We start from the raw sequence: 1507 nt of genomic DNA, 5'->3' as shown, positions 1-1507 counted from the left end.
TAACGTCCGTTCGGGCATCGAGGTCCATGTCGGGGTGGGACGGGCCCGTGGCTTCAAGATCACTTGCAGTCCGACCGCGATGTCTTGGTTGCGCGAGAGGTTGTCGACAGGCCATGCTGAGTGTGCGATGGTTGATCGCTTCCTCGCCGCTCTCCACGGCGACGATGGCCGCCGCCATCAGCAAGTGCGCCAGTTCCCCTATGGTGCCCTCGCTGCGTGTGAGCAGGTAGCGAGCCATGTCCAGCGTGGCAATTGGGGAAGGCCGGCGCAGCGGGAGCGAAGCGGCGAAGCTGGCCAGCAGTGAGCAGCAATCGTCGTTGGCCTCCCATACCGGCAGCATCATCGGCTCGAAGCGATTTTCCAACTGGTCATCGGAGCGGATGGCTAGGTAGGCGTCGCGCGTGCCTACCCCAACCAACGGGATGCGCAGTTCGTTGCCGAGGAAGCGCAGCAGGTTGAGGAATTCCCGGCGGTTGACGCTGTTGCCGGCCAGCACGTTGTGCAGCTCGTCGATCACCAGCATGCGCACGCCGACCTTGCGCAGCAGTGCCAGAGCCAGTTGCTCCATTTCCGGCAACCGTGGGCGTGGGCGCAGCGGCGCGCCCATCGCGGCGAGCAGCGCGACGTAGAAGCGGATCACGGACGGCTCGGACGGCATCTGCACGACCAACACCGGGATGTGCTCCTGGTCGGCGTCGGAGCTGGCCGGGTGGGTGCGGCGGAACTTCTCGACGATCATCGACTTGCCATTGTTGGTCGGGCCAACCAGCAGCAGGTTGGGCATGCGTTGCTTGTTTGGCCACGCATAAAGGGCTTCCAGCCGGTTCAGCGCCTCGACTGCGCGCGGATAGCCGATCCAGCGGTCGGCGCGAAGGCGCTGGATGCGCTCGTCCGCCGGAAGACGGGCCAAGCCCTGGGCCGCCGGCAGCAGGTGGGACAGGTCGATGATGGGATATTCGTCCACGGCTACCACTCCTCAATCTGGTCGAACGGTTTGGCGGGTGGCAAGTTGTCTGCCTGCGGGTCGGCAATATCCGTATCCGGCGGAACGGGCTTGTCCGGCCGAGCTGATGTCTTGAGGTGCTGGCGGCGATCCGCGTCACGCCGCGCCTTGCGTGTGGCCTTCTGCGCGCTGGTCACAATCTCACGCATCTGGCCGATCATGCGGAACAGCGCCGACTCATCCACCTGTTCGCGCCCTTGCTGCCGCAGTTTCGCCAGCGCCTGCCGTTGTTCCCAGAGGGTGACAGCCGGATGCGACAAGGTACGGTAGGGAATTTCCAGGTAATGCTGTCCCTCCGGTTCCAGGACCCAGATACGGCTGATGTCGCGCGGATCGCGCCGGATCAGAAAGGACGGCCAGCGTTCACGCCGCGCAATCCACGGCTTGAGCGCATCGGCGGGCACTGTTGCAAAGTTAGCGATGAGGCAGCCTTTTGTCTTATTCAAAGGCCTTACATTTCAAAAACTCTGCTTACCAGGCGCATTTCGCCCAGGGGATCACCAT

1 protein-coding gene and 1 pseudogene are annotated in these 1507 nt (G+C 63.7%); both read right to left on the bottom strand.

Annotated elements, in window-relative coordinates; translation table 11 throughout:
- Window positions 1-964 (bottom strand): TniB family NTP-binding protein (locus ACOTX3_RS25995; protein WP_421635000.1); only part of this gene is annotated, 964 nt, incomplete at its 3' end.
- A 2-nt stretch (window positions 965-966) separates the two neighbouring features.
- Window positions 967-1401, bottom strand: a pseudogene (locus tag ACOTX3_RS25990) (Mu transposase C-terminal domain-containing protein); the annotation flags it as partial.
- Window positions 1402-1507: the final 106 nt, after the last annotated feature.

The organism is Enterobacter cloacae complex sp. IR5384 (assembly GCF_049237265.1).
Taxonomy (GTDB): domain Bacteria; phylum Pseudomonadota; class Gammaproteobacteria; order Enterobacterales; family Enterobacteriaceae; genus Enterobacter; species Enterobacter cloacae.
Note: the sequence above shows the minus strand (reverse complement) of the source record. Positions and strands in the feature narration are given on the sequence as shown.